The sequence below is a fragment of the Geminicoccus harenae genome (assembly GCF_019800005.1).
In the GTDB taxonomy this organism is placed as follows: domain Bacteria; phylum Pseudomonadota; class Alphaproteobacteria; order Geminicoccales; family Geminicoccaceae; genus Geminicoccus; species Geminicoccus harenae.
This window is the reverse complement of the sequence record NZ_JABGCL010000045.1, coordinates 1-25,804: the sequence shown is the minus strand read 5'-3', so window position 1 is coordinate 25,804 and position 25,804 is coordinate 1. Positions and strand designations below refer to the sequence as shown.

Genomic DNA, 25,804 nt, shown 5'->3' with positions numbered 1-25,804 from the left:
GTTGCTTGAACGGCAGGGAACTTTGGCGCTGTGAACAACGAACCGGACAGCCGTGGGCCAAGCCGGGGGATCCACTGGTGGACGCCGGTAGCGGTAGATCCCCCGCCTGCGCTGGGGATGATCCGGGAAGGCGGATACGTCTCGCGCGCTGTCGACAGGCATTTTTGCACGAACGAACCCGACGACCGCCCGCTCCCCCCGCCCCGCCGGCAGCAGGGACGAAGAAAGCTGCCGGCGGACGGTCGGGCTCAGCCCTCGATCGTACTGGCGAAGGCGTCCAGGATGATGGTCACCGAGATCGCACCCGGGTCGGGATGGCCCAGCGCCCGGTCACCAAGCGTGCGCGCCCGGCCGAACTGGGCGACCATGTCCTTGGTGCGCTCCGCTCCTTCCTCGGCCGCCTTGGCCGCAGCGCGGGCCGCAACTGGCAGGCCGGCGCCGGCATGGGCACGGGCGGCATCGGCAGCCGGTGCCAGCGCATCCAGCATGGTCTTGTGCCCGGGCTCGGCCTTGCCGCGCGCCTGCACCGCCTTCTGCCCCTCGGCCAGCGCGGTGGCGAAGCCCTCGGCGTCCAGCGTGTCCGCCGCCAGCACCTTGCCCGCCCCGGTGAACAGCGTGCCGAACACGGCTCCCGACGCCCCGCCGCTGGTGCTGACGATCGCCATGCCGACCGTCTTGAACAGGTCGCCCACCGTGGCGGCCGGCTTCTTGTCCAGCGCCTCCTTGGCCGCCTTCATGCCGCGCGCCATGCCCAGCCCATGGTCACCGTCGCCGATCGCCTGGTCGGCCTTGGTCAGCCGCTCGGTGGACGCGATGATCGCATCGGCGGCGGCGACGAGTGCTGCCTTGGTCTGGTCCACGGTCAGGCGATCGGACATCGGAAAACCTCAACGGTGGGTGAAGGGAAGCGATTCGCAGGGCGCCTCGATCAGGCGCTCGAGCTCGTCGTCGAGACGGATCAGGGTGATCGAGAAGCCCGCCATCTCCTGGGAGGTGAAGTACGCGCCGATGTCGGTACGCGCCACCTCGATCCCCTTCTCTCCGAGGATCTGCCGGGCCTTCCGGTTGACGATCAGCAGTTCCATCTGGGTGGTGGCGCCCAGATTGTTCAGCAGCATCGCGACCCGGTCGCCCCGCCTGAACGGCAGGTCGTTCACCAGCCGGTCGATCATCTTCTCCGTCAGCTCGTCGGCCGGCATCAGCGCCGAACGCTCCACGCCCGGCTCGCCATGCACACCTAGCCCGATCTCGATCTCGCCCTCGCCCAGCTCGAAGGTCGGCTCGCCGGTCTCGGGCAGGGAGCCGGCCCGCACCGCGACGCCGATCGTGCGGGTGCTGGCCTGGGCCTTGCGCACCACCGCCTCGGCCTCGTCCAGCGACTTCGCCTCGGCACAGGCGGCACCTGCGATCTTGACGATGTAGAAGGCCCCGCCGATCCCGCGCCGGTCCTCCGGCTTGTCGGTCGCGACATCGTCGTTGACCAGCACGGTGCGGACCTCGATGCCGTCCTCGGCGGCCATTTCCGCCGCCATGTCGAAATTCATCACGTCGCCGGCATAGTTGCCATAGACGTAGAGGACACCCTTGCCCTGGCTGGCCGCGACCGTGGCCGCGTGGATATGGTTGGGCGGCGGCGAGGCGAAGATGTTGCCGCAGACCGAGGCATCCGCCAGTCCCCTGCCGACATAGGCCGAGTACATCGGCTCGTGCCCGGAACCGCCACCCACCAGCAGCGCCACCTTGCCGGGCTCGATGTCGGTGCGCAGGAGCGCCGGCGCATCCTCCAGCTTGCGGAGCCGGCCGTGCGAGGCCAGCACGAGGCCGTCGATGACCTCGGCGACGATGTTCTCCGGATCGTTGATGATCTTCTGGACCTTGGTCATGGATACCTCAGGAGGGGGAATCGGAGTGCGGCTTGCGCTCGGGCAGGTGGTCCAGCACGTTGAACAGGACCACGCCCAGCAGGATCACGGGGAAGCCCGCGCTGTAGAGCTCGACCAGGAAGGGCTGGCACATCAGCACCACGCCCAAAAGGATCAGGCCGGAAGCGACCTTGTACCAGTGCTGGCGCTTCATGCGGCCCTCCGCGTCGGCCCGTGGTCGATCCGCTCGCCGGTGGCGGCATCGAAGTGAAAGACCCGCCCAGGCGGCAGCCGGAACCAGATCGGGTCGCCCTGCTGGGCCTGCAGGTCGAGCTCCACCACCTTGCGGAAGCGCTGGCTGCCCACCCGGACCTCGATCGCCTTGTCCCGCCCCCGGAAGTCGGTGGCCCAGACCCGCCCCTCGGCATAGCCGTCGGTCGGCCGCGTGGTCAGCTCGATGTCCTCCGGCCAGATCCCGACCAGCAGCCGGCCGCCGGCCTCGCCAGGTCCCGGCAGCCGCATGGGCAGGCCGTCGATCTCGACGCCCTGCCCGGTGCCTTGTGCCGGGAACTGCGCCATGGACGGGCTGCCGACCAGTCGGCCGACCGAGGCATGGCGCGGATCGGCGATGATCTCCCCGATCGTGGCGCACTGGAGGATCCGGCCGCCCTCGATCAGCGCCATCCGCGTCGCGATCGCGGCGGCACTCGGATAGTCGTGCGAGGCATAGATCACCGTGGCGCCGGTCGCCTGGTACATGGCCTTGATCTCGCCCTGCAGGCTCTCGCGCAGCTTCAGGTCCAGCGCCGAGAGCGGCTCGTCCAGGAGATAGACGCGCGGCCTTCGCACCAGCGCCCGGGCGATCGCCACCCGCTGCTTCTCCCCGCCCGAAAGCTGCTCGATCCGCCGGTCCAGCAGATGGCCGATCCGGAGCGTCGCCGCCGCCTGGACCACCTCGCGCCTGACCTCGTCCTCCGGCCGCCGGTAGACCGGCGAGCGCAGCGGAAAGGCGATGTTGTCGAACACCGACAGGGTGGGCAGCAGGTTGAAGCCCTCGAACACCACCGCCACGTCGCGCTCGCGCGGCGAGGTGGCGGTGACGTCCCGGTTGTCCAGGTGGACGCTGCCCCGGTCCGGCTTCTCCAGTCCGGCGATGCAGCGCAGCGTCGTGGTCTTGCCGGCCCCGGTCGGGCCCAGCAGGGCCAGGACCTCGCCTTCCTCCAGGGACAGGTCGACCTGGCGGAGCGCCTGCTTGGCACCGAAGGACTTGGACAGGCCGCTCAGGCGGAGCACGGTCATGGGTCAGGCCACCGGCAGTCGCACGCCTTCCGGCGTGAAATAGAAGATCCGGGCGGGGTCGAGCTGCATCCGCTCCGGCAGGCTGTCCCCGGCATCGGCTGGCAGCACGCCGCGCCAGGTCTGCCCGGACAGCTCGAAGTCGAGGAAGCGCTCGCGCCCGACCGCGTAGGCGATCGGCCGTTCGACCGGCACCGCGGCATGGTCGTCCCGGCCGGCGGGCCGCAGCGAGTGCGGCCGAATCCCGATCCGCCCGCGCCTAAGCCCGCTGCGGCGCAGGGCTTCCAGGTGCCGCTCCGGCAGCCGGATCGGCACGCCCGCCTCGCCCAATGCCACGCCGTCCTCGCTGAACGACGCATCGATCAGGTTGACGCTGGGCGAGCCGATGAAGTGGGCGGCGAACTCGTCGACCGGGTCGTCGAACAGCTCCCTGGGCGTGCCGGCCTGCACGATCCTGCCGGCCCGCATCAGCACGACCCGGTCGGCCAGCGACATGGCTTCCCGCTGGTCATGGGTGACGTGGACCGTGGTCATGCCCAGCTCCTTTTGCAGGTGCCGGAGCTCCCAGCGCATCTCCTCCCGGAACTGCTCGTCGATCGCGGAGAGCGGCTCGTCCAGCAGCAGGACGCGCGGCTCGCGCACCACCGCCCGGGCCAGCGCCGCCTTCTGCCTGGCCCCCGGCGGCAGCGTCCCTGGCCGGCGGTGAAGGATGTCGCCCAGATCGAAGATCTTGCTCATCCAGGCGATCTTGCGCTCGATCTCCGCCCGCCCCTCCCCGCGTGCCCGGAGCGGGAAGGCGATGTTGTCGCGCACGCGCAGATGCGGATAGAGCGAAACGAACTGGAACACCATCGCCACCTGGCGCGCTCTGGGCGGCAGGTGCGAGACCTCGTCCTGGTCGAAGAAGATCTTGCCCGAAGTCGGCTGCTCCAATCCTGCGATGCAGCGCAGCGTCGTGGTCTTGCCGCACCCGGACGGCCCCAAGAGGACGATGAACTCGCCCTGCTCGAAGGCGATCGAGATGTCGTCCACCGCGGCGACCTGGCCGAAGCGGACGGACAGATGGTCGAGAGCCACGCGCGCCATCAGTCCTGCCTGCCCTGCTGGGTGAGAAGCCGCACGAAGATCAGCGACAGGCCGATGATGATCACCAGCATGATCACGGCGAACGCCGAAGCCTGGCCGGTATAGAAATGGCTGAACGCGATCTTGCCCAGGCGAAACGCTACCGTCTCCGTATCGGAGCCCGGCCCGCCGCCGGTCATGGCGAAGAACAGGTCGGACTGCTTGAAGGCGTCGATCAGGCGCAGGAGGAAGGCGATCAGGAGGATCGGCATCGACATGGGCAGGGTGACGCGGGTGAAGCGGAAGAAGGGCGACGCCCCGTCGATCTCCGCCGCCTCGTTGATGTCGGTCGGGATGCCCCGGAACGCCGCGGTCGCCAGCAGGATCACGAACGGCGTCCACATCCAGGCATCCGCGATCACCACCGCCCAGAGCGCGTTGCCCGGCACGCCCAGCCAGTCGATCTTGCCGAAGCCCAGGAGGGTCACGAGGTAGTTCACCACGCCCCACTCGGAATTGAACATGTAGCGCCAAAGAAAGCCCACCACGATCGGGCAGAGCATCATCGGCAGCATGGCAATGGTGAACAGCAGGTCGCGGCCCTTGAAGTTGCGCTGGAACGCATAGGCCACCGCCACGCCCACGCAGAACTGCACCACCACCGTCGCCAGCACGAACTGGCCGGTGAAGACGAACCGTTCCCAGACCGATTCGCGCGACAGGAGCCGCGTGTAGTTTTGCAGCCCGATGAACTCCGAGCCCTTGGCCGGGTTGAGGATCGAGAAGTTCAGGGTCGAGTAGTAGAGCAGCGAGATGAACGGATAGGCCACCATCAGGAGCAGGATGGCCAGCGCCGGTGCCATGAACAGGCCGCAGATGGTCCGGTCCGAGATGGCCCTCGGCACGGCGTGGGCCGCAGTGCGGCCGGCGGGAATGGCCTGCCTCATGTCCGGCTCCTTCCCAGCACGCCGAAGGTCATGCCCATCAGCAGGTACTTGCGGATCAGCCAGAAGAAGATCGCGACCGGGATCACCAGCACCACACCGGCCGCACAGATCTGCGCCCATTCGATGCCCGTGGCCCCGGTGGCGGAAGAGATCTTGACCGGCAGGGTCTTGGCCTGGGTGGTGGCGAGAATCGTGGAGAAGGCGAACTCGTTCCAGGCGAAGATGAAGCAGAAGCCGGCCGTGGCCGCGATGCCGCCGCGCACCATCGGCAGGACCAAGTTCCAGAAGGCGTAGAGCCGCGTGTAGCCGTTCACCAGCGCGATGTTCTCGATCTCCTCCGGCACGCCGTCGAAGAAGCCCTTCATGATCCAGGTGGCGAGGCCGAGATTGATGAAGGTCACCACCAGGATCAGCCCGGTGCGGGTGTCGGACAGGCCCAGGCGCGAGAACATCACGTGGTAGAAGACCAGCACCGCGACCGGCGGGATCATCCGGGTCGAGAGCGCGAAGAACATGAAGTCGTCGCGGCCGGGAAAGGCGAAGCGTGAGCAGGCATAGCCCGCCAGCGTGCCGAACGCGACCGCCAGCACCGTGCCGGAGACGGAGATGACCACCGAGTTGATCAGGGCATCGGTCAGCCCCAGCGCGGTCGCGGTCTCCGCCGCCTCGCCGATGCCGAACACCATCCGGTAGCCGGACAGGTCGGGGGTGAAGAACAGGCTGGGCGGCCAGGAGAACAGCTCCTGGCGGTCCTTCAGCGACGAGAGCACCAGCCAGAGCAAGGGCCCGCACGCATAGATCATGTAGATGCCGATGACGATCGCCGGGATCAGGATCGGCTGGCGGTGGAACGGCATGAGCGCTCGCTTCATCCGAAGGTGGAAGGCGGCACCGGTCGAATGGCGCCGCCTTGCCCGGTCAGTCGGTCGACAGTTCCACGACCTGATCAGTGCCGACCGGTGCGATCACCGTGTCGGGGACTTCCGGCGTCTCGTCCGAGCGGACGATCTCGTAGCCGGCGTCCTCGAACACCTCCTCATGGCGCTCGGCCGCGTCGTCCAGGGCCTCCTGCACCGTCTTCTTGCCGGAAATCGCGTTGGAGACCTCCTCCTGGAGGATGTCGAGCAGCACGTTGTACTCCGGCAGGTGCCAGTAGTCGTTGGTGTATTCCAGCGCCTTGGCGAAGTGCTTGTTGTAGCTGTTCAGCCCCTGCCATTCCGGATCGTCCAGGACCGACTTCAGCCCGGTCTGGCAGACCGCGGCGTAGCGCTTCTGCTGCTCGGGCTGGAAGTACCACTCCATGAACTTGACGAGCTGCGGGATCTTCTTGGAGTAGGTGTTGATGCCCATGCCCTGGCCGCCCACCGAATACTGGCGGCGGAACTTGCCGTCCCGGCCGATCGCACCCGGCAGGTTGCCGAAGCCGGTCGTTTCAGCGAACTTGTTGACCTTGGGGTCGGAGTTGGAGCCGTTGAAGTAGTACCACTGCATCGCCATGGCCAGCTTACCCTGCTGGAAGGCGGCGTTCACCTCGTCCCAGCCCCAGTTCTGGCTGCCCTGCGGCCCGTACTCGAACATGTCGACATAGAACTGCACGCCGTCCACCGAGGCCGGCGAGTTCAGGTAGCCCTTGGCCTCAAAGGTCTCGGGATTGTAGAGCTCGCCGCCGAACGACCACATGAACGAGTTGGACGCGGTGGTGGCGAAGTCGTACTCGCGCCCGCCCATCTGCCCCCAGCCGAACAGGCCCTCCTCCGGCCGGGTGAAGAACTCGGCGATCTCCTTGGCATCCTGGTAGGTCTGCGGGACCTTGAGGTCCTTGCCGTACTTCTCCTTGAACGCGGCCTGCTCCTCCGGGTCCTCGAACAGGTCCTTGCGCCACATGAAGCCGTAGGCGTCCTGGTTGATCGGCAGGCCCCAGTACTGGCCGGACCCGTCCGGATATTCGCCGTAGCGGGCGAGCGAGGCCGGGTCGAACAGTTCCGGCTTCAGGTACTCGGATTCCTCGAAGACCTTGTTGATCGAGTAGGCGTGCCCGCCGCCGGCGAACTCGGCAGTCGACTGGCTGTCCCACATGGCGAAGTCGAACCCGTCGCCCTTGATCGCGAACTCGGACGCGATCTTGTTGTGCCATTCTGGCCCGTAGGGGACCAGGGCCGGCACGATCGAGACGTTCTTGTCCGGATAGTCCTTGGCGATGTTGACCACGGCATCGGCGCAGGTGCCGGCATGCCAGATGAAGGTCAGCGTCTCGGCGGCACCCGCCGGGCCGCCCAGGCCTGCCATCGCCAGCGCCACGGCGGCACTGCCCAGCCAGGTCGTCCTAGTCGTCTTCGTCATTGTTCCTGCCTCCCTTGATCGAGCCATGGCCTCAGTGCCCCGCACCGGTCGCGACCAGTTCCAGGCGCACGCCATCCCTTCGCAATGCCTGATCGGTTTCGGGCGACAGCCCTTCGGTGACCAGGACCGAATCGAACTCGCGCAGCGGCGCGAACAGGTTGAGCGCCGAGCGGCCGACCTTGGAGCGGTCGAACGCGATCACCGAGCGTTCCGCGGCCAGCTTCATGGCGAGCTTGGCCCGGATGATGTCCGGATCGTGCAGATAGGCGCTGGTGCCGCGCACCGCCGAGGTCGAGAAGATCGCCAGGTCGGCGCGCAGCCGCGCCACCGCCGCCTCGCAGACCAGGCCGAAAAAGGCCTGGGCCACCGGATCGTAGCGGCCGCCCAGGCAGATCAGGGTGATCTCGTCGGCCCGCCGGAAGCTCTCGATCACCTTCAGCCCGTTGGTGATGACGGTGAGCGGCCGCTTGTGGCCGAGGAACGGAATGATGCTGGCCGCGGTCGAGGAATCGTCGAGCACGATCGCCATGCCGGGCTCGACCATCTCGGCCATGCGCTGGGCCAGCGCCGCCTTCTCCAGGCGGTTCTGCTGCTCGCGATAGGCATAGTCGCCCTCGAACACGATGCTGGTGGCCAGCGTGGCCCCGCCGCGGATCTTGCGGACCAGCCGCTGCTCGGCGAGCCGGTCCAGGTCGCGATGCACCGTCATCTTGCTGACACGCATCTGCTCCACCAGCTCGTCGACCGTGGCGTGCTCGCGCACGCGCAGATACTGGAGCAGCGCTTCCCGGCGCATCTCGCCCCGCACCCCAGCCTCCCCCGACCTGGGCCCTTGTTATCTGGCCTCGCATGTAACAGGCGGAGATGGGATCGCAACAGTCTTGTCTGATACAATCGGCAGTCTCAGCCGCCCTCTTGCCTGGGCGGCGGTGCGATCCCGGTCTCGGTGACGATCGCGGCGAAGCTGCGCAGGTCGGCGAAATAGGCCGGCGTCAGGCGCCCGAACTTGCTGCTGTCGGCCACCAGATAGGAGACCAGCGCGTTCTCCATGGCCGCGCGCTTGACCAGCACCTCGTGGAAATTGGTGCAGCTCACCCCGCGGCTCGGATGGATGCCGCCCGCCGAGATGAACGCCTTGTTCAGCCGGACCGAGCGCAGGGTGGCGAGACCGCTGTCGCCCTCGAACGAGCCGGAATCGGCATGGTAGAGGCCGCCCATCAGCACCATGCGGATGCCCGGACGCCGCGCCACCGCCTCGGCCACGTCCAGCGAGTAGCAGACCACGGTCAGCCGCTGGTCCTGGGGCAGGCGCCGGGCCAGGTGGGCCAGGGTGGAGCCGCAGTCCACGAACAGCGTATCGTCCGGCTCGATCAGGCTGCACGCCCATTCGCAGGCGCGGATCTTGACCGTCCGCTGGTCCTCCTGGGCCAGGCCCTGCCCGCCGGCCGGCATGGCCGCCCGCTCGGGCAGGATATGGCCGCCCAGGATCGACAGCCGTCCGTCCGCCGCGGCCACGTCGCGCCGGACCGTCATCTCCGACACGCCCAGGCGCGCGCTGACCTCGCGCAGACCGACCATGCCCTGCCGTGCCACCTGCTCCATGAGGAAGGCGATCCGCTGCTGCTTGCCGAGAGTCATTACGCTGCCTGCCACGACGATCCGGCGGCATGGTTAAGCTCTGTGATTCCTCTTACAACTGTTAATCTGGTCGCATCGATATACGCAGATCTTCGGCAACAGGTCGCTCAAGAGTCCTCCAATAATCCTACTGTTTGCGCAGTCTGCGCGGGATTCACTCGATTTCCTCCCCCGCTGTGAATCGTGCGTTGACAGCACCACCAGCGTTACTAGCCTGACAGAAAAGGCGGTGCGGAGCCCTCACACCTAACACCGCCCGTTCCGCGGGGGAGAACGCCCATGCTGAAGTCTGTCGGCCTCTTGACCACGGCGCTGGTAGCCCTGCCGCTCGCGTCCGGCATGGCCCAGGAGCGGCTGCCGATCACCAACGCGACCTGCGACGAGCTGGCGGCGCGCTACGAGAAGCTGCCGTTCACCGACATTCTCCCGCTCGATGCCGGCCCGGTCGCCATCGACGGCGAGGAGAAGCCGCTCACGATCGGGTTCTCGCAGACCGGCTTCAACCATCCCTGGCGCGTGTCGATGCTGGAATCGCTGCAGGCCGAGGCCTGCCGGCATCCGAACGTCGAGCTGGTCGTGCTGGACGGCAATGTCGACGTCGCCAAGCAGAACAACGACGTGCGCGACCTGATCGCCCGCGGCGTCGACGCGGTGATCATGAGCCCGGTGGAATCGGCGGCGCTCGTGCCGGCGGCGCGTGCGGTCATGAACGAGGGGCTGCCGCTGGTCGTGCTCGACCGTGACGTGCCCACCGACAAGACCCTGTTCATCGGCCAGAGCAACGTCACCATGGCCGAGGGCGTCGCGCAGAAGATGGCCGACGACCTGGGCGGCAAGGGCAAGATCGTGGTGATCACCGGGCTGCAGGGCTCCTCGCCGGCGGTCGACCGCAACAAGGGCATGGAGAACGTGCTGGAGGGCCACCCGGACATCGAGGTGCTGGTGACCGGCGACGGCCAGTGGATCCGCGAGCCCGCGGTGAAGCTGATGGAGGACTGGCTGACCGCCTATCCTGAGATCGACGCGGTGTTCTCCCATGCCGAGGAATCGTCCTGGGGGGCGCAGCTCGCGATCGCGCGGGCGAACCGCTGCGGGGACGGGATCAGGCACTACACGTTCGACGGCTCCAATGCCGGGTTCAAGTCGGTCAAGGCCGGCACGTTCGGCGCGGACGGCAACTACACCCCGTTCATCGGCGATATCGGCCTGCGCGCGGTGCTCTACACGCTCACCGGCAAGGAGATCCCGGACGCCCAGGACTATGCCGAGCCCGGCAAGACCCTGGTGCTGCCGGATTCGCCGGTGGTGACCGCCGCCAATGCCGACGAGTGGATCGGCCGCGGCTGGGGCGACTTCGAGCCGACGCCGGATCCTTGCCGCTGAAACTGAACGCTTCACTGGTGACGCCGCTTCTCGCCGTCCGGGGCCTGGGCAAGAGCTTTTCCGGCAACGTCGTCCTGTCCGACCTGGACTTCGCCGTGCATGCCGGCGAGGTCCAGGCACTGGTAGGCGAGAACGGGGCGGGCAAGTCGACGCTCATCAAGGTGCTGGGCGGCGTCTACCAGCCGGATCGCGGCGAGCTGCTGGTCGAGGGGGAGCCCACCCGCCTGCGCTCGCCGCGCGACGCGCTGGCCCGCGGCATCGTGGTGATCCAGCAGGAACTGTCGCTGGCCCCGCATCTGTCGGCCGAGGAAAACATCTTCCTGGGCCACTTCCCGACCACCCGGTTCGGCACGGTGGCACGGGGCGAGATGCGCCGGCGGGCGGCGGAGCTCCTGGACAGCCTGTCCATCGAGATCGACCCGTCCGTGCCGGTCGGGCGCCTGAGTATCGCCCAGCAGCAGATGGTCGAGATCGCCAAGGCAATCTCGCTCCAGGCGAAGGTGCTGGTGCTGGACGAGCCCACCGCCGTGCTCGACGAGAAGCGGGTCGCCACCCTGTTCGCCCTGGTCGCCCGCCTCAAGGCGCAGGGCCTGGGCATCGTGTTCATTTCCCATCATCTGGAAGAGGTGTTCCGGATCTGCGACCGGGTCACGGTGCTGCGCGACGGCAGGAAGACCGGCGAGGCGCCGATCGGCGAGATCGACCAGGAATGGCTGGTCGCCCGGATGATCGGCCGGGACTTCCCGGCTCACGCCCGCCAAGCGCGCCGTTTCGGCAAGCCGGCGCTGGAGCTGCGGGGCCTGTCCCGCCGCGGCGAGTTCGAGGACGTCTCGTTCGCGGTGCACGAGGGCGAGATCGTGGGCCTGGCCGGGCTGGTCGGCGCCGGGCGGACCGAGGTGGCGCGCGCCATCGTGGGCCTGGCCCGCCCGAGTGCGGGAACGATCCGGCTGCACGGCCAGGACGTGCGCATCGACGATCCCGGCAAGGCGGCGCGGCTGGGCATCAGTTACCTGACTGAGGACCGCAAGGCGCAGGGCCTCCTGCCCAACCGCCCGGTGCGCGAGAACGCGACCATCTCCAGCCTTGGCCGGTTCACGCGCCTGGGCGTGCTGAACCTGGTCAAGGAGCGCATTTATGTCCGTGAGATGATCGGCAAGCTCGACGTGCGCTCGGCCGGGATGGGCACCGAGATCCGTTACCTGAGTGGCGGCAACCAGCAGAAGGTGCTGATCGGCCGGGCGCTGGCGGTGGAGCCGAAGGTGCTGATCGTCGACGAGCCGACCCGCGGGGTCGACATCGGCGCCAAGCAGGAAATCTACGCGCTCATCGAGCAGCTGGTGGCGCGCGGCGTGGCGATTGTCCTGATCTCCTCGGAGATGGAGGAGGTCCTGCGCCTGTCCGACCGGATCGTCGTGCTCCGCCGCGGGCGTGTCGCCACGACGCTCAGCCGTGAAGAAGCGAGCGAGGAAACCATCATGAGGTCCGCAGCCCTTGCCGCATGAAGCTACCCATCCCGGCTATGGTGCCATGCTGCGCCGGATCGGCGCCGGCAGGCTCGGCGGCCTGATCGCCCTGGTCGTATTGATCGTGATCGCCTCGCTCCTGTCGGACCGGTTCCTGACCGTGCCGAACCTCCTGAACGTGCTGCGCCAGATCGCGATCGTCGGCATCCTCGCGATGGGCATGACCTTCGTGATCCTGACCGCCGGGATCGACCTGTCGATCGGCTCGATCCTGGGCCTGTCGGTGGTGCTCTATGCCGGGCTGCTGGAAAGCTGGGGCCTGCCGGTGGCGATCACGCTCGGCATGCTGGCGGGGGCGGGGGCCGGCCTCGTCAACGGCATCGGCGTCGCCTATGCCGGCATTCCCGCCTTCATCATGACGCTCGGCATGCTGTCCTTCGCGCGCGGCCTGGCGTTCATCTATACCGGCGGCACGCCGATCCCGATCCTGGACGAGACCTTCTACAATTTCGGCAACGGCTACTTCCTGGGCATCCCGATCCCGGCGCTCGTGCTGATCGCGACCCTGCTCGCCAGTGCCTTCGTGCTGGGCATGACCCCGTTCGGCCGCTCGGTCTACGGGATCGGCTCCAACGAGGAGGCCGCCCGGATGTCGGGTGTGCCGGTGCGCCTCTACAAGACCGTGGTCTATGTCATCTCCGGCGGATTGGCGGCGCTGGCCGGGGTGGTCTATTCTTCCCAGCTCGGCATCGGCACGCCGATCGCGGGCCAGGGCTACGAGCTCGATGCGATCGCCGCGGTGGTGGTGGGCGGCACGTCGCTGTTCGGCGGGAAGGGCTCCGTCTGGGGCACCTTCATCGGCACGCTGATCATCGGGGTGCTCGCCAACACGCTGAACCTGAACGGGGTCGACCCGTTCGTGCAGCAGCTGGTCAAGGGCGCCCTGATCGTGGTCGCGGTGTTCGGCATGAGCCGCGCCAACCGGACCTGAAGGAGCCTGCCGATGGATGTCCGAAAGCGGATCCTGCCGGTGCTGGAGGCCCTGCGGCCGGCGGTGGACGCGCATGTCACCCTGGAACGCGTGCGCCGTTATACGTTTGCGCTCGCCAACATGCCGGCACCGTCCACGGCGGCAGCCGCCTTGCGCACGCCGGTGCTCAAGCGCCTGCTCGCCGACGACCAGGTCGAGCGCACGCGGCTGCACCTGCGCGAGGATTTCGAGAAGACCGGCAGTACGGTGATCCTGACCGGCAGCGCCGAGCCGGCCAAGCCGCTCTGGTACTTCGCCCATCTCGACACGATCAGCTACCTGATCCAGCCGAAGGCCGGCGACCGCTACCCGCTGGTGCCGTTCTGCTACCACCTGATCGAGGAGGGCGAGCGGCCGGCCGAGGTGGTCCGCTACGACCTGCCGTCCAACCGCTATCGCCCGTCCGTCGGGGGCCGCCTGGTCACCGAGCGCGGGCAGCCCTTCTTCGAGCCCAACGATCCGTCCGTCCCGATCCGGGTCGGCGACCGGGTCGTGATGTCGGCCCCGTGCCGGGAAACGGACGACCAGGGCAATTTCGTCGGTCATGTCGACAACGCCGGTGCGGTAGCAGCCCTCGCCGTGGCAGCCCCGGTCATGGCCCAGGCCGGGATCGAGGCGATGCTGGCCTTCCCCGACGAGGAGGAGGGGCCGCATGGCAGCGGCAGCCAGGTGATGGGAAGGGGCGGCTCGCGCCTCGTGAACATCCTGCCGACACCGGACCTGGCGATCATCGCCGACGTGCAGCAGGCCGGCGGCGACCCGGACGCGGACACGCGCGGCGGCGTCGAGAACAGCACGCGGCTGGGCCAGGGTGCCGTGCTGGCGGAATTCTCCAGTCTGGCACGGGGGGCGGTGACGCCACCACACCTCTATGCCCTGGCGCAGGACATGATCGGCGTCCTGGCGGAACTGGGCGTGCCGGTCCAGGAATCGAACAACGCCTACACCTCGCGCAGCGACGATGTCAGCGTGCTCCTGAAGACGCCGAACATCCTCCTGCTGGGCTTTGCCGGCTTCAACCGGCACCTGGACAAGGGCGAGCCGCGGGCGAACCTGCACGACCTGGTCAGCCTGTCCAAGGCATTGATCTACTATTCGGCGATCGCCCCTGTTTATCGCGAGCGCTGCGCCGACCTGTTCGGGCGCACCGCATGACCGAGCTCGTCACGATCGGCTGGCTGACCATCGACGACATCGTCCAGGGCAATGTCGTCCAGCGCGACGTGCTGGGCGGCGGCGCCCTCTATTCGGCGGTGGGTGCGCGGATCTGGAACGATTCGGTGGGGGTCCATTCGGTGACCGGCCGGCGTCACCTGGACCTGGTCCGCGCCGACATCGAGGGCTTCGGGCTCGACAGCCGCGGCATCGAGACGATCGACGGCAACGGCCTGCAGCTCTGGCTGCTGCACGAGAACGACCGCGACAAGCAGCAGATCCCGAAGCTTTCCTCCTCGACCGCCGCCGAGATGGACGAGGGCCGGGGATCACTGCCGGACTTCTACGCGAACGCCCGCGGCTTCCATATCGCCCCCCAGGGCCCGACCAGCTCGCTCGCCAATGCGGTCCACCTAGCCGGCCTGCCGGGGCGCCCGGCCGTGACGCTCGACCTGCTTTCGGACGGCTATATCGACGCCAGCCTCTACCGGGACCTGACCTTCCTCCATCACCTGAGCGCGTTCCTGCCGAGCGAGTCGGAGATCCTGCGGATCTGGCGGCCGGACGACCTGGAAGCCTGGGTGCGGGCGCAGGCGACGGAGCATGGCTGCACGATCGCGGTGAAGCTCGGCGAGCGCGGGTCGTTCGTCTGCGTGCCGGGCGAGCGCCGGCTGGTGCGAGTACCGGCCTTCCCGGCCAGGGTGGTGGACACGACCGGTGCCGGGGATTCCTATTGCGGCGGCTTCCTGGCGGGCCTGGCCGAGGGCCGGCCGCCGGAGGTCTGCGCCGCCATGGGCACGGTGGCCGCCTCCTATGTGGTCGAAGCCTGCGGTGCACTCCGCACGGTCCGGCCGACACCGGAGGACCGGGCGGCGCGCCTGGCCCACGTCATGTCCCGGCTCGTCTCGACCGATCTCTGACTCCCGTTCTCGACTGGATTGCCCGTGGCCATCGCCCCTGCCCGCCCCTCGCCGCTCGCCGCCATCTTCAAGGTCAACAAGCCCCTGATCGGCAATGTCCACTGCGCGCCCCTGCCCGGCACGCCGCGCTACCAGGGCGAGCCGATGTCGGCCATCGTGAAGCGGGCGGTCGAGGACGCCAGGGCCTATGCCGCAGGCGGCATGAACGGCCTGATGCTCGAGAACCACGGCGACATCCCGTTCCTGCCGCCGGGCGAGATCGGGCCGGAGATCGTGGCGGCGATGAGCGTGCTGGTGAAGGCGGTGGCCGAAGCGGTCGACCTGCCCTACGGCATCAACCTGCTCGCCAACAGCGCCATCGGCGCGCTGGCGATCGCCAAGGCGACGGATGCCCGGTTCATCCGGGTCAACCAGTGGGTCAACGCCTATGTCGCCAATGAGGGGCTGGTCGAGGGCGAGAGCGGCCGGGCGCTGCGCTTCCGGCGGATGATCGGGGCAGACGACGTGGCGATCTTCGCCGACGTCCACGTCAAGCACGGCGCCCATGCCATCGTGGGCGACCGGGGCGTGGCGGAACTAGCCCGGGACACCGAGTTCTACGATGCCGACGTGGCGATCGCGACCGGCAACCGCACCGGGGACACGGTGCCGCCCGAGGAGATCGCCGCGGTGCGCGCCGGCACCCGCCTGCCGGTGATCGCCGGCAGCGGCATCGCGAAGGACAATGCCGCGGCGCTGATGGCGGAGCTGGACGGGGCGATCGTCGGGTCCAGCCTGAAGCACGACGGGGTCTGGTGGAACCAGGTGGACCCGGCCCGGGTCGAGGCCTTCGTCACCGAGGTCCGCCGCCACCATCCGGCCTGACCGCGCGGGCGGCGTTCCCAGGCACTGGTGGAGGCGATACAGAAGAAGCCACCGGGCGCGCAGCATCCGGCCGCCCATCCCGATGGGGCCGATCATGAATCCTCTCGCTCCTTCGATGCAGGACCGCCACGAGGCGATGAACGCCATCCTGGCGCAGAACTGGTGGGCACTGGCGCTGCGCGGGGCGATGGCCGTCCTGTTCGGCATCCTGGCCTTCGTGCTGCCGGGGGCGACCATCCTGTCGCTGGTGCTGATCTTCGCCGCCTTCAGCCTGGTGGACGGCATCTTCGGCATCATCGCCGCGATCCGGGGGGCCCGCGCCGGCGTGCGCTGGGGCCTCCTGCTCATTCACGGCATCGCCGGGGTGGTGATCGGCATCGCCGCCTTCGTCTGGCCGGGCATCACCGTCTTTGCCTTCGTGCTGCTGATCGCCGCCTGGGCGCTGATCTCCGGCGTCACCATGCTGGTCTCCGCCGTCAAGCTGAAGACCAGCCATGGGCGTGGCTGGCTGATCCTGGGCGGCATCGCCTCCCTGCTCTACGGCATCCTCCTGGCGGTCAGCCCGATGGTGGGCGCGATCGTGCTGGCCTGGTGGCTCGGCGCCTATGCCATCGTGTTCGGGATAACGCTGCTGGTCCTGGCCTTCCGTCTGAAGCGCCATGCCGGCCATCGCCCGGCGGGAACTGCGCGGTCGGGCATCTGAGCGGCTCCGGGCTGGCAGGAGCAACGCGCGCCGATGGACCTTCGCCAGCTCAACTATTTCCTGAAGATCGCCGAGCGCCGCAACATGACGCTCGCCGCGGCCGAGCTGCACGTCACCCAGCCGACCCTCACCAAGAGCATCAAGCTGCTGGAGCGGGAACTGGGCGTGCCCCTGTTCCAGCGCCTGCCGCGCGGCATGGAGCTGACCGAGTTCGGCCGCCGCCTGGTGCGCCATGCCCTGGCGATGCAGGTGCAGGTGGGCGATGCGCTCGGCGAGCTGGAAAGCCTGAAGAACGGGGCGGGCACGCCGGTCAACGTGGGGGCCGGGCCGGCTTGGCAGCACAGCCACCTGCCCACCGCCGCGGCCCGCGCCATGGCGGCCAATCCGAACATCCGGCTGCGCGTCACCGGCGGGTTCGACGCGGCGCTGATGCGGGCCCTGCGCCAGGGCGACCTGGATTTCGTGGTGGCCGAGCTGCCGCAGGAGGACGCAGCGGGCGACCTGGCGCTGGAGAAGCTGACCAGCGACCGGCTGGTGGTGTTCTGCCGTGCCGGCCACCCGCTGACCCGGCTGGAGCGGCCCGGGCTGGAGGAGACCCTGCGCTTTCCCTGGGTCCTGCCGGTGGTGCGGGTGACGCGCGCCCGCCGCCGGCTTGAGGCCCTGTTCGTGGCGCACAACCTGGCGCCGCCGGAAGCGACGGTCGAGGCGGACTCGATGACCTTCCTCCTGGCGATGGTGCGCGAGACGGACGCGCTCAGCTATACCAACCGGGAAACGCTGAAAACGCCGCACGGGCGTGGCCTGGCGGTCCTCGACATCGACCTTCTCACCGCCGAGCGCGCCGCCGGGATCTGGACCCGCCGCAATGCCTGGCTGTCGCCGGAAGCACAGGCGGTCATGGCCGCCCTGCGCGAGGTCTGCCGGGAACGGCCGGGCAACTGACGGCGGAGCGATAGCTTTTCTGAATTGCAGGCGTCCCCGAAGTGTTTGGTAGGAATGGCGGCGCCGTGACAAGGTTCGTCATGGGCGGCATCAGACCGAAGGGGGAGGCACGATGGACCAGGTGAAGGCCGTAAGCGCGCGGCTGCGGCGCTGGGGCATGGCGGCGACGGTGGCGATCCCGGCACTGCTCGCGGCGGCGGGCCCAAGTTGGGCCGCGGACGAGGCGCCGATCACCATCGTGATCAACCAGTCGCCCTGGTTCGCCGGCTTCCAGAAGACGGTGGAGCTCTACGAGGAGGAAACCGGCAACTCCGTCGAGCTCGACGTGAACCCGTTCGCCGGCAGCCTGGAGAAGCAGCGCTCCGCGGTGCGGGCCGCCGAGAGCCCGTTCGACCTCCTGGTCATCAATGCCGGGTTCTTCGTCGAGATGTATGCCGGCGGCTTCCTCCAGCCGCTGAACGAGATCGACCCGGACTTCAAGCTCGATCCCGGGATCTACACCTTCGATGATTCGGTCTACTGGAACGCCGAGACCAAGCTGCCGGACGCACAGAACGGCGTGCTGCTGACCGTGCCGATCAACCCGTTCATCCCGCTCCTGCATTATCGCAGCGACCTCTACGAGGAGAAGGGGTTGAGCGTCCCGGAGACCTGGGACCAGCTCCTGGAGAACGCCAGGGCGCTGAACGATCCACCCGCCATGTACGGCATCGTCCAGCGTGGTGCGCGCGGCGCGTTCGACGTCACCTACGACATGCTGCCCTATATCGGCAGCCATGGCGGCGGCATCTTCCGCGACCAGAAGAGCGGCGACTTCACCATCACCATCAACAGCCCCGAGACGCTGGCCGGGCTCGAGACCTATCTGAAGCTCGCCAAGGAGGCCGGCCACCCGTCGACCGCCGGGCAGTCCCAGGCCAACGTCATCCAGAACATGGCGACCGGCAAGGCCGGCCACATCCTGGCGGTGCTCGCGGCATCCACCTTCGACGACCCGAACCAGTCGATCGTGGCCGGCCAGGTCGGCTTCGCGCCGCCACCCCATGCCGAAGGCCATCCCTCGACCCCGCCGCTCGGGCACTGGCTGGGCGGCATCCCGAAGAACATCCCGGCCGACCGGCAGAAGGCGGCGCTGGCCTTCCTGAAGTGGTTCCAGACCGAGGCGGCGCAGAAGGCCTATGCCGAGGCGGGCTCGCCGCCGGTCAGCCGTGCGGTGCTGGAATCCGACATGGCCAAGGAGGAGCAGTTCCGCTGGATGGGCGCGCTGGCCAAGGCGCTGCCGACCGCGCAGCTCACCTTCGTGATCCCGGAATCGGCCGAGATCCTGGCGATCACCGAACTCGGCTTCAACCAGGCCATCTCGGGCGAGGTCCCGCCGGCCCGGGCGCTGAACCGGATGGCCGAGGAGATCGCCGCCGTCATGACCAAGGCCGGCTACGACGCGCCGCGCCTCGACCCGCTGCCCGAGTAGCCGATGGCCGCCGCCGATACCCGAGCCGTGGCCCGCGCCCCCGCCGCCGGCCCGATGAGGACGGCGGCACTGCCCGGCGAGCGCGGCTGGCGCGCAGCCACCCTGGCACCGGCGCTGGTCGTCTTCCTCGGCCTGACGCTGCTGCCGATGCTGAACCTCCTGGTCCTGAGCTTCCACGACGTCGCCTGGGCCGAGCGGACCGCCAGCTGGAGCTTCGTCGGCCTCGCCAACTTCCGCGCCCTGCCGGGCGACGGCCTGTTCCGCGCCGGCATCCTGAACACGCTGATCTTCGCGGTGGTGGCGGTCGGCCTGCAGATGGTGCTGGGCTTCGGCCTGGCACTGCTCACCAGTGCCGTGGTGCGCGGCAAGCTCGTCTACCGGACGATCTTCCTCCTGCCGATCCTGATCCCGGGCATCGTGATCGGAGCGATCTGGAAGCTGATGTACAGCTTCGACTTCGGCGTCATCAACACGATCACCGGCCTGCTCGGCTTCGCCCCGCAGGACTGGCTGGGCCAGGGCCATCTGGCGCTGGCCTCGGTGATCGTGGTGGATGTCTGGCACTGGACGCCGTTCTGCTTCCTCCTGCTGCTGGCCGGCCTCGAATCCCTGCCACAGGACGTCTACGAGGCGGCTGCCATCGACGGCGCCAATGGCTGGCAGCGCCTGGTCCACATCACCCTGCCGCTGATGATCCCGACGCTGGTGGTGACCTTCGTCTTCCGGATGATCCTGGCGTTCAAGGTGTTCGACGAGATCTACCTGCTCACCGGCGGCGGGCCGGGCACGGCCACCGAAGTGATCAGCTTTTCGATCTATCGCCGCTTCTTCACCGAGGACCGCGCCGGCTACGGCTCGGCCATGTCGATCGTCACCTTCTTCGGCATCGCCCTGCTGATCATCCTGATCACCGCCTTCCTGCGCCGCCGGGAGACCGGGCGATGAGCCGCAGCGCCGGGAGCAGCCGGGTAGCACTGGTGCTGCGCCACCTGCTGCTGGTGCTGGCGGCAGCCATCGTGCTGTTCCCGTTCCTCTGGATCGGGGCTGCCGCCTTCAAGACGCAGATCTCGCTGCTCATGGGCCAGATCCTGTTCCAGCCAGTCCTGATGAACTTCGAGGCGGTGCTGACGGCGCGCTCGTCGGACTATGTCCGCAACTTCACCAACAGCCTGACGGTGGGCCTGCTCAGCACGGCCCTGGTCCTGGTGGTCGCCACGCTCGCCGCCTATTCGCTCAACCGGATGCGCTGGCCGCGCTGGGTCGGCCATTCCATGCTGGGCTGGGCGGTCGTGTTCCACATGGTGCCGCCGATCACGCTGGCCGGTGCCTGGTACTCGATGTTCCGGCCGCTCGGCCTGGACAATTCCTATCTGGGCCTGGTGCTGGCCCACACCACGCTGAACCTGCCGATGGCGCTCTGGATGATGAGCGTGTTCGTCAACGACGTGCCCGAGGAACTATTGGAGGCGGCACGGATCGACGGAGCAAGAACTCCCAGGATCCTCTGGAGCGTGATTGTCCCGCTGGTGGCCCCAGGCTTGGCGGCCGCCGGCGTACTCGCCTTCATCTTCAGCTGGAACGAGTTCGCCGTGGCGCTGACCCTCACCCAGCGGGAAACCGCGACGGTGCCGGTCGCCATCGGCAAGTACGCCCAGGAAAACACCATCGCCTACACCGAGATGGCCGCAGCCGCGATGCTCTCCATCCTGCCCGCGGTCGTCCTGCTCCTGGTGGCCCAGCGCTTCATCGTGCGCGGGCTGACCAACGGCGCCGTCAAATGACGCGCCCAGCCACGAAGGTCGCAACATGAAGGTCGTCTTCGTCCTGTTCGATTCCTTGAACCGGCACATGCTCTCGCCCTATGGCGGCACCCGGATCCCGACCCCGAACTTCGACCGGCTGGCCAAGCGCAGCGCCACCTTCGACCGGCATTATGTCGGCAGCCTGCCCTGCATGCCGGCCAGGCGCGACATGCAGACCGGGCGCCTGAGCTTTCTGCACCGCTCCTGGGGGCCGCTGGAGCCGTTCGACAACTCCTTCCCGGAACTGCTCGCCAAGGCCGGCGTGTACAGCCATCTGGTCACCGACCATTTCCACTACTGGGAAGACGGCGGCGCCACCTACCACAACCGCTACGATTCCTATGAGTTCGTGCGCGGCCAGGAAGGCGATCCCTGGAAGGCGATGGTCCAGCCGCACTGGGAGCGGCTGCGCGAGAAGTACCACGAGCGCCAGTTCACCACCGAACGGCGCGAATATTTCTCGCAGAACATCATCAATCGCGAGTTCATCCGCGACGAGAGCGAGTTCCCCTCGGTGCAGTGCTTCGCCGCGGGCTTCGACTTCCTGGAGCGCAACCGCGACGCCGACAACTGGCTGCTCCAGATCGAGACCTTCGACCCGCACGAGCCGTTCCATGCGCCCGAGCGCTTCAAGGACGCGTTCCGGACCGGCTGGAACGGGCCGATCCGCGACTGGCCGCGCTATGGCCGGGTCGACGAGCTGCCGGAGGAATGCGAGGAACTGCGCGCCAACTATTACAGCGTGGTCGCCTTGTGCGACTTCCTGCTGGGCCAGCTGCTCGACGAGTTCGACCGCCACGACATGTGGCAGGACACCGCCCTGGTCGTGACCACCGACCACGGCTTCCTCCTGGGCGAGCACGACTTCTGGGCGAAGAACCGGATGAACATGTACGAGGAGATCGTGCACATCCCGCTCTTCATCCACGACCCGCGCAAGCCGGAAGCGGCCGGTCAGCGCCGCGCGGCCCTGACCCAGACGACCGACCTGGCCCCCACCTTCCTGGACTTCTTCGATGTGGCCCCTGCGCCAGAGATGGAAGCCCACTCGCTCCTGCCGGTGGTGGAAAGGGACCATGCCCTGCGCGAGGCCGCGCTGTTCGGCTATTTCGGCGGCGCGGTGAACGTCACCGACGGGCGCTTCACCTATCACCGCTACCCGGCCGATCTCAGCAAGCAGGAGATCTACCAGTACACGCTGATGCCGACCCATATCTTCGAGCCGTTCACGCCCGAGGAGCTGAAGGGTGCCAGTCTCGCCGAGCCGTTCGGCTTCACCAAGGGCGCGCCCGTGCTCAAGGTCCCGGTGACCGACCGCTCGCCCATGTACAACGTCTACGGTCCCGGCGCCTTCATCGAGAACGACACCCGTCTCTACGACCTCCAGACCGATCCCGGCCAGGAGCGCCCGCTCCAGGACAAAGCGGCCGAGGCGCGGATGACGCGGCTGATGCTGGGCCTGATGCAGGCCAACCAGGCGCCGCCCGAGGCGTTCGCCCGGATCGACGTGACATCGGCCGCCGCCGGCTCATGATTGGGCTGCCCGGCGCACGCGAGCAGGCCGCGGCCAGGGTCGGCGACCTCCGCCAGCTCGCTGCCGTGCGCCGGATCGTACTCGACGACGGACCGGAGCGCGACGTCCGGGCGCTCGCCTTCTCCACCGGCGGCGGCCTCGACTTCTGGGTACTGGCCGACCGCTCCATGGATATCGGCCCGCTCTGGTGGCGCGGCACGCCACTCGCCTGGCAGGGACCGAACGGCTTCCGTTCCGCCCACCTCCACGCGCAGGAGGCCGATGGTCTGCGCGGCTTCGAGCGCAGCCTGTCCGGCTTCCTGGTCACCTGCGGCCTGGCCCATGTCCGTCAGCCGGTGGACGGCCTGCCCCTGCATGGCCATCTGCCGCTGACCCCGGCACGCCTGCTGGCCCATGGCGAGGACTGGGACCGCGCCGAGCCGGTGCTGTTCTGCGAGGGCGAGATCACCGAAGCCACCCATAACGGCCCGAACCTGCGGCTGCACCGCCGGATCGAGGCGCCGATCGGCGGCAACGAATTGCGCATCCTCGACCGCATCGAGAACCTGCGCCCCACCCCGCAGGCCCTCGCCATGCTCTACCACTTCAACCTCGGCTATCCCCTGGTCCAGGCGGGCACGACGGTCACCAGGGACGGCCTGGGCCTCACGCAGGTCGACGAGGAAGCGCCCCCCTCGGTCGCCTGTCATGCCGTCGCGGCGCCTATCGCCTGCTGCCGGGTGGAACGACCGGCCCAGGAGGGCCAGCCCGGCCTCGGCGCCGCCTTCACCTTCGAGACGACCTGGCTGAAGCACCTGCAGGTCTGGCAGGACATGCGCCCCTACCGGCGCATCCTTGGGATCGAGCCGGTGACCAGCCAGCGCCGGCCCAATGGCACCAGCGGGCCCGGGCCGGTCCTGGCCGGCAGGACCAGTGCCGCCCACCGCCTGACCATCACCTTCGACAGCCCCGTCCTTCCCAGGAATCGGCCATGCTGAAGGCCCGGCTGCCACCCCGCCTGACACCGCTGGCCGCGTCGTTCGGGCTGCGGCCCTTCTATGGCGACATCCACAACCATTGCGGCCTGTCCTACGGCCATGGCAGCCTGGAGGATGCGCTGGCACGCGCCCGCCAGCAGCTCGACTTCGTCTCGGTCACCGGCCATGCCCACTGGCCGGACATGCCGGTGGACCAGCCGGAGGTTGCCCATATCGTCGCCTTCCACGTCGAGGGCTTCGCCCGGCTGGCACGGCTCTGGCCCGGCCATTTCGCGACACTGCGCCGCTTCCACCAGGACGGCGCGTTCACGGTCTTCCCCGGCTACGAGATCCATTCCTTCCGGCACGGCGACTACACGATCCTCTACAAGGACCTGGCCAGCCGGGAGATGGTGCTGGCCGACAGCCCGGCCGAGCTGCTGGCCGGTCTCTCCGCCCGTTATCCCGGCGCCGCGATGGCCTTTCCCCACCATATCGGCTACCGCCGGGGTGCCCGCGGCGTGAACTGGTCCTCGCTCGACCCGAGACTGTCGCCGGTGGCCGAGATCATCTCCATGCATGGCTGCTCGGAGACTTCGCTGACCGAGCGGCCGTTCCTGCACTCCATGGGCCCCTCGGACGGCCGCTCCACCCTGCGCCACGGCTTGGCGCTGGGCCACGTCTTCGGCGTGATCGGCAACACCGACCACCATAGCGGCCACCCCGGCTCCTACGGCCATGGCCGCACCTGCCTCTACGCGCCGGAGAACACGGCCGCGGCCTTGTGGCAAAGCCTGTGGTCCCGGCGCACCAACGCGCTCACCGGCGACTGCAGCCATTTGTTCATGGCGGCGGGCGACACCATCCAGGGCGGCATCCTCCCACCGGCCGACCATGAGCTGCAAATCGAGGCCGTGGGCGGCAGCTTCATCGGCACGATCGACGTGATCCGCTCCGGCCGCCTGACCGCACGCATCACGCCCGAACTCCAGCCGGCCCCGATCACGCCACCCGCGGATGGGTTCGAGACCATCCTGGTGCTGGAACTGGGCTGGGGCGCCCGCGGCAAAAGCCACCGCTGGACCGGTCGGCTGGAGCTGCAGGGCGGTGAGATCCTGGCGGTGGAGCCGCGCCTGCGCGGCGCGGAGGTGGTCTCCCCGCTCGAAGGCGAAGCCCAGACCACCGAGTCCGACCGCATCGCCGCCGACCGTCATACGCTCACCTTCACCATCCTGGCCCACGCCAACCCGAACAACATGACGCCGGCCATGCAGGCCGTGGCCTTGCGGGTCCGCCTGTCCGACAACGCGGTGATCCGGGCAGACCTCGACGGCCAGCACCTGCAGGTCGACCTGCCACGCCTGCTGGAAGGCGCCCTTTCCGGCAATCTCGGCGGCATCGACAGCCCCGCCTTCCGCTTCCATCCCCTGCCACGGCCGCACCAGTGGCAATGGCAGGGCATTATACCGCTGTCCGACTTCGCCACCGGAGAAACCGTCTACCTCCGCATGCGCCAGGCAAACGGCCAGTCGACCTGGACCAGCCCGATCTTCTGCCAGCGAAAAGTCTGAATTAGCTACCCGGGTTCGAGATGACTGGTCCCCCAGGAGGAGGCGGTCTTGACCAATCGCGCGGGACGGCACGATCAGGCGGAAGCTACCTGCCAATTGGAGCGGCCACATGCTCGATCCCATGCCGCTGCACTTCACGAACAGCATGGCCCCCCTAGGCTCGGCTTCCTCCCGAGCCTCATGCCACGAAGCCCGCCTGTCAGGCCGACGGCGCCAATGCAGAAGCCGAGTTACTCACCAGCGAAGCAGACTCAGAAAGCAGTCCTTCCGCAGCAGTGCGGCCGCAATGCCACTGATCGCCGCTGGCAGGATTCCTAATCCGCTGCCGGCCCGATCGCATGATCGTACGGCCGGTGATCCTCCAGCCGAGACTTCCCGAACGAGCGCCAGACGGAGAGCCGGCTCAAGGCTGGTTCACGCCTTTCCTTGGTTGCATGTTCCTTACCTGTTGGGAGCGTATGGGCGCAGCCGGCAATCGAAAGCGCACAGCCGGTCATCGCTGCAGACTTCGGGCTCTGGCTTCTGCATTTGTCAGCACCCATGCCATTGGCCACGGCAGGCCGAGACGGCGGGAGTCGCAGGCATCGGTGCTGTCACCAGCAGGCTTCGGCTGGCCCTCAAGGCGGAACAATGCCTTGGAGTTCCTGACGGATGACGCTGTGTTCGGTCTGAATGGTAGCGACGAGCTGGCCGGCGAGCTGGGTGCTCTTGATGCCGAAGGCCATGGTTGCGGTCATAAAGACGAGGACGAGAGCTGTGGTGGTCCGGTCCATGTCTGCTTCGCTGCCCACGGGTGAGGCCGCCGAGGCTCGTGTGGGGCCGGTGGCCGTTGTAGTCGTCCCGCCAAGCATCGATGATCCGT

Annotated in this window: 25 protein-coding genes; 14 read left to right on the top strand and 11 right to left on the bottom strand. The window is 68.2% G+C overall.

Features of this window, described 5'->3' with window-relative positions:
• Positions 1–248: 248 nt before the first annotated feature.
• From dhaL to HLA95_RS24275, 10 genes are all read right to left on the bottom strand, one after another.
• On the bottom strand, positions 249–878 hold the full coding sequence (gene dhaL / locus HLA95_RS24320) for a dihydroxyacetone kinase subunit DhaL (protein WP_222184819.1): 630 nt from the start codon (positions 876–878) through the stop codon (positions 249–251).
• A 9-nt stretch (positions 879–887) separates the two neighbouring features.
• Positions 888–1,883 carry a dihydroxyacetone kinase subunit DhaK gene (locus tag HLA95_RS24315; RefSeq protein WP_191061565.1) on the bottom strand — a complete coding sequence of 332 codons (996 nt, stop codon included), beginning with the start codon at positions 1,881–1,883 and terminating at the stop codon, positions 888–890.
• Between the two features lie 7 nt (positions 1,884–1,890).
• A complete protein-coding gene (locus HLA95_RS24310; protein WP_191061566.1) occupies positions 1,891–2,076 on the bottom strand; it encodes a hypothetical protein in 186 nt (61 codons plus the stop codon).
• Positions 2,073–3,161 (bottom strand): ABC transporter ATP-binding protein, encoded by a 1,089-nt coding sequence (locus HLA95_RS24305; protein ID WP_191061567.1) that lies wholly within the window; start codon positions 3,159–3,161, stop codon positions 2,073–2,075. The genes HLA95_RS24310 and HLA95_RS24305 overlap by 4 nt, the downstream gene beginning before the upstream one ends.
• A 3-nt stretch (positions 3,162–3,164) precedes the next feature.
• Complete coding sequence (locus HLA95_RS24300; RefSeq protein ID WP_222184817.1) at positions 3,165–4,244, bottom strand: ABC transporter ATP-binding protein; 1,080 nt, start codon at positions 4,242–4,244, stop codon at positions 3,165–3,167.
• Positions 4,244–5,170, bottom strand: a complete 927-nt coding sequence (locus HLA95_RS24295) for a carbohydrate ABC transporter permease (RefSeq protein ID WP_191059599.1) — start codon at positions 5,168–5,170, stop codon at positions 4,244–4,246. Before HLA95_RS24295 ends, HLA95_RS24300 begins: the two co-directional genes overlap by 1 nt.
• Complete coding sequence (locus HLA95_RS24290; RefSeq protein WP_191059600.1) at positions 5,167–6,027, bottom strand: carbohydrate ABC transporter permease; 861 nt, start codon at positions 6,025–6,027, stop codon at positions 5,167–5,169. Before HLA95_RS24290 ends, HLA95_RS24295 begins: the two co-directional genes overlap by 4 nt.
• 61 nt (positions 6,028–6,088) lie before the next feature.
• Positions 6,089–7,510, bottom strand: coding sequence for an extracellular solute-binding protein (locus HLA95_RS24285; RefSeq protein WP_191059601.1), 1,422 nt, complete (start codon positions 7,508–7,510; stop codon positions 6,089–6,091).
• A gap of 31 nt (positions 7,511–7,541) precedes the next feature.
• Complete coding sequence (locus HLA95_RS24280) at positions 7,542–8,318, bottom strand: DeoR/GlpR family DNA-binding transcription regulator (protein ID WP_191059602.1); 777 nt, start codon at positions 8,316–8,318, stop codon at positions 7,542–7,544.
• 95 nt (positions 8,319–8,413) lie between these two features.
• Positions 8,414–9,148, bottom strand: coding sequence for a DeoR/GlpR family DNA-binding transcription regulator (locus HLA95_RS24275; RefSeq protein ID WP_191059603.1), 735 nt, complete (start codon positions 9,146–9,148; stop codon positions 8,414–8,416).
• Between the two features lie 279 nt (positions 9,149–9,427).
• Here HLA95_RS24275 and HLA95_RS24270 point away from each other — a divergent pair, with 279 nt between their 5' ends.
• The 14 genes from HLA95_RS24270 (at position 9,428) to HLA95_RS24205 (ending at position 24,942) form a co-directional block, all read left to right on the top strand.
• Entirely contained in the window at positions 9,428–10,531 is a 1,104-nt protein-coding gene (locus tag HLA95_RS24270) for a substrate-binding domain-containing protein (protein ID WP_191059604.1), read from the top strand.
• Between the two features lie 17 nt (positions 10,532–10,548).
• Positions 10,549–12,033 carry a sugar ABC transporter ATP-binding protein gene (locus tag HLA95_RS24265; RefSeq protein ID WP_222184815.1) on the top strand — a complete coding sequence of 495 codons (1,485 nt, stop codon included), beginning with the start codon at positions 10,549–10,551 and terminating at the stop codon, positions 12,031–12,033.
• 25 nt (positions 12,034–12,058) lie between these two features.
• Positions 12,059–12,985 carry an ABC transporter permease gene (locus HLA95_RS24260; protein ID WP_191059888.1) on the top strand — a complete coding sequence of 309 codons (927 nt, stop codon included), beginning with the start codon at positions 12,059–12,061 and terminating at the stop codon, positions 12,983–12,985.
• Between the two features lie 12 nt (positions 12,986–12,997).
• Entirely contained in the window at positions 12,998–14,179 is a 1,182-nt protein-coding gene (locus HLA95_RS24255; protein ID WP_191059883.1) for a hypothetical protein, read from the top strand.
• Positions 14,176–15,099: a carbohydrate kinase family protein gene (locus HLA95_RS24250; RefSeq protein WP_191059884.1), complete on the top strand. Its 924-nt coding sequence runs from the start codon at positions 14,176–14,178 to the stop codon at positions 15,097–15,099. The genes HLA95_RS24255 and HLA95_RS24250 overlap by 4 nt, the downstream gene beginning before the upstream one ends.
• Before the next feature lie 24 nt (positions 15,100–15,123).
• Positions 15,124–15,963 (top strand): BtpA/SgcQ family protein, encoded by an 840-nt coding sequence (locus HLA95_RS24245; protein ID WP_222184814.1) that lies wholly within the window; start codon positions 15,124–15,126, stop codon positions 15,961–15,963.
• Positions 15,964–16,057: 94 nt separating this feature from the next.
• Positions 16,058–16,666, top strand: coding sequence for an HdeD family acid-resistance protein (locus tag HLA95_RS24240; protein WP_159716131.1), 609 nt, complete (start codon positions 16,058–16,060; stop codon positions 16,664–16,666).
• 33 nt (positions 16,667–16,699) lie between these two features.
• Positions 16,700–17,608: a LysR family transcriptional regulator gene (locus HLA95_RS24235; RefSeq protein WP_191059886.1), complete on the top strand. Its 909-nt coding sequence runs from the start codon at positions 16,700–16,702 to the stop codon at positions 17,606–17,608.
• 112 nt (positions 17,609–17,720) lie between these two features.
• A complete protein-coding gene (locus HLA95_RS24230) occupies positions 17,721–19,079 on the top strand; it encodes an extracellular solute-binding protein (protein WP_222184813.1) in 1,359 nt (452 codons plus the stop codon).
• 3 nt (positions 19,080–19,082) lie between these two features.
• On the top strand, positions 19,083–20,024 hold the full coding sequence (locus tag HLA95_RS24225; protein WP_222184812.1) for a carbohydrate ABC transporter permease: 942 nt from the start codon (positions 19,083–19,085) through the stop codon (positions 20,022–20,024).
• Positions 20,021–20,860 carry a carbohydrate ABC transporter permease gene (locus HLA95_RS24220; RefSeq protein WP_159716136.1) on the top strand — a complete coding sequence of 280 codons (840 nt, stop codon included), beginning with the start codon at positions 20,021–20,023 and terminating at the stop codon, positions 20,858–20,860. The genes HLA95_RS24225 and HLA95_RS24220 overlap by 4 nt, the downstream gene beginning before the upstream one ends.
• 25 nt (positions 20,861–20,885) lie before the next feature.
• Positions 20,886–22,415 (top strand): sulfatase, encoded by a 1,530-nt coding sequence (locus HLA95_RS24215; RefSeq protein WP_191060166.1) that lies wholly within the window; start codon positions 20,886–20,888, stop codon positions 22,413–22,415.
• Positions 22,412–23,392 (top strand): DUF4432 family protein, encoded by a 981-nt coding sequence (locus HLA95_RS24210; protein ID WP_191060167.1) that lies wholly within the window; start codon positions 22,412–22,414, stop codon positions 23,390–23,392. The genes HLA95_RS24215 and HLA95_RS24210 overlap by 4 nt, the downstream gene beginning before the upstream one ends.
• Positions 23,386–24,942, top strand: a complete 1,557-nt coding sequence (locus HLA95_RS24205; RefSeq protein WP_222184811.1) for a hypothetical protein — start codon at positions 23,386–23,388, stop codon at positions 24,940–24,942. Before HLA95_RS24210 ends, HLA95_RS24205 begins: the two co-directional genes overlap by 7 nt.
• A 531-nt stretch (positions 24,943–25,473) precedes the next feature.
• Here the strand turns inward: HLA95_RS24205 and HLA95_RS24200 are convergent.
• Positions 25,474–25,797: an integrase core domain-containing protein gene (locus HLA95_RS24200; protein ID WP_369076377.1), complete on the bottom strand. Its 324-nt coding sequence runs from the start codon at positions 25,795–25,797 to the stop codon at positions 25,474–25,476.
• Positions 25,798–25,804 lie beyond the last annotated feature (7 nt).